The sequence below is a fragment of the Fimbriimonadaceae bacterium genome, from assembly GCA_019638795.1.
Taxonomy (GTDB): domain Bacteria; phylum Armatimonadota; class Fimbriimonadia; order Fimbriimonadales; family Fimbriimonadaceae; genus JAHBTB01.
Genome location: JAHBTB010000016.1, coordinates 1 through 2,079 on the forward strand (window position 1 = coordinate 1; position 2,079 = coordinate 2,079).

At 66.8% G+C, this 2,079-nt stretch carries 2 protein-coding genes; both read left to right on the forward strand.

What is annotated here, in order from left to right; translation table 11 throughout:
- The coding region (locus KF857_13040) for a hypothetical protein (GenBank protein MBX3112918.1) at nt 1-601 on the forward strand (601 nt) is incomplete at its 5' end.
- 19 nt (nt 602-620) lie between these two features.
- A partial coding sequence (locus KF857_13045) for a hypothetical protein (protein ID MBX3112919.1) occupies nt 621-2,079 on the forward strand: 1,459 nt, incomplete at its 3' end.

Consider the following 2,079-nt stretch of genomic DNA (forward strand, 5'->3'; position numbering starts at 1 on the left):
CGTGGTCGCCAAGACGCTGTCCGCGACACTGAAGACGTTCAACATCAAAGACCTGGTCAAAACGATGGAGGACGGTGGGGCCTATGCCATCGCAGTCTTTGAGCAACTGCCCAAGGTCATTGACAAATCCTTGGAGCGGTTGAAGCTCCTTGCCAACTTGCTGGGGCCGATCGCGCGGGTTTTGGCGGAACTAGTGCTGAGGACGACCCCGGGATTCGACGCCGACGCCATCACCAAGCGGGCGTCCGAGATCAGCCAGACCGTGAGGATCAACCGGCTCCTTGACGACATTATCGGGCGCGCCAAGGGCGACGGCACGGGGCTCGCGACGGTAGACCAAGGCGCAGGCATCCAGTCGCCACAGACCCAGTACCTGGCCCGCATCGCCGCCAACACGGACAAGATGGTGGACTTCCAGCGTTCGACCATCGGCGGCTCGGCCTACGGCGAGAAGGCGTTCAACAGCGTCAACATCGGCAGGGCGACCCGTGGCGCCTCGGTGCGGCACGGCCACCGGGTCGCAAGCGCCATGGACGCGCTGGTCGAGGCCCTGACGGCGGCGGGCCAGCAACAGGGCATGGTGGCGGACCAGCGGCTCTAGCGTCTCACTCCCTACGTAAGTGCTCCCCGCCGCCTTTTCCGTCACCTACGACCACGAGCAGACGCGCGTCCAGAAACATCCGGTGGCCGCCCAGTGCTGGGGCGACGGGTGGAGCGGGCCGTATTGGTCGGACGTCTGGGTCGACCCCATCACGGACACCTTGTCCTTGATGCCGATGTGTTTCTACGGCGAGTTCTTCACCACGAACAGCGGCATCCACGCCAAGCCTGCCCGGACGGGCTACGACTTCGACACGCCGGGCAACTGGTCAGACCCGGCGGTCGCGCCGTTCAGCGGCGCGGGGGCCTGCTACATGCAGACCGACGTCGCGGGCGGGTGGCTGAGGACGGTCGCCGCCCCCGGGAAGAACCGTGGCGTCTTCCTCTCGTTCTTCAACTATTCGGCCGGGGACAAGTACGGGCTGGTCGGTACGGGCGGATGGTCTGACACCGTCCAAGACACTTCGGCGGCCTTGGCCTTCGAGCTCTATTCGGACGGCCGGGTCTACGTCTACAAGTCGTCCGTCTTCGTCGGCCAGGGCAAGGTCGACGTCGGCCAGGGCAACGGCTACGTCCACCTGTTCCTTCAGCCCCAGAGGCGGCGCGAGGTGCTCTTTGTGACGCTGGACGGCTCCGGCTTCGCCTGGGTGGACGACGACATCGCGGAGACGGCGGCGAGCCCGACGGTCACGCCTGCCGCCAAGTTCTTTTGGAAGCCCGCGGCGGCGGCGACTTCGGCCCAGGTGATGATAGCGCCGGCCAAGTACGCGGCCAGCGGCTATGCGACTTCGACGCTGGTGACGTTCGCCCGGCCCCCGAGCAGCGGCGCGAGCCTCCAGGCGTGGACGAACCCGACGTTCACGGGGATCACCACGGCCAACGTCTACGGCGACAAGTCGTACTCAGGCACGGACGACCTTTCCGCGGTGACCCTTCGGACGCCCACCGACTCCGGGGCGTTCGTCGCGGACGGCGTCAGCGACCAGTGCCGCGTCAAGTGCGCGTTCACGTCGGACGGCTCCTACACCAGCTTCGTCTATGGCGCCTATCTTGAGTACCCGGCCGAGACGGGCGTCACCGACGACTCGGAGGAGTCGACGCCGGACGCGCTCATGACGGCGCTTTCTGTCGAGGTGCCGGACGACCCCTGGGGCGGGGTGTTCACGGCCGAGTACACCGACCCGACGACGGTCGCGGCCAGCGTGCCGAAGCTCCGTACGGTCAGCAACCGGCCCGGCCGGCTCAAGGTCGGCCCGTTGGTGCTCATGGACGGGCGGACCAGGCCAACGGAGTTCAGGGACGGGGTCCAAGGCGAGACGCAGCGGTGCGTCATCAAGGTCGAGGACATGACGGCGGCTTTGCGGCGCTACGTCTACCGGGACAGGTACGTCCTTGACGGCTTCTACCTGTCGCGCTCGATCGGCAGTGGGGACTACTCGGCGGTCCAGAAGGTGCTCCGGGACGTCGGGTTCGACACGG